This is a genomic window from Roseovarius halophilus (ex Wu et al. 2025), from assembly GCF_047086965.1.
This window is the reverse complement of sequence record NZ_JBKOTX010000643.1, coordinates 1-266: the sequence shown is the minus strand read 5'-3', so window position 1 is coordinate 266 and position 266 is coordinate 1. Positions and strand designations below refer to the sequence as shown.

Here is a 266-nt window from a genome sequence, read left to right as displayed (position 1 = left end):
CTCCGAAGGTTTGATCAAAACCGACACACCGGAAGATGCCGATGTGATCCTGCTCAACACCTGTTCAGTACGGGAAAAAGCGCAAGAGAAAGTATTCTCTGATCTCGGCCGTCTGCGTGAGCTGAAGGTCAACAAACCCGACCTCGTGATCGGCGTCGGTGGTTGCGTCGCGTCACAGGAAGGCGATGTCATCGTCAAACGTGCGCCGTATGTCGATCTGGTGTTCGGCCCGCAAACCCTGCATCGCCTGCCGGAGATGCTGAAAC

At 56.0% G+C, this 266-nt stretch carries 1 pseudogene; it reads left to right on the top strand.

Annotated elements, in window-relative coordinates:
• Positions 1-266 (top strand): annotated as a pseudogene (locus ACH107_RS33865) (tRNA (N6-isopentenyl adenosine(37)-C2)-methylthiotransferase MiaB); the annotation flags it as partial.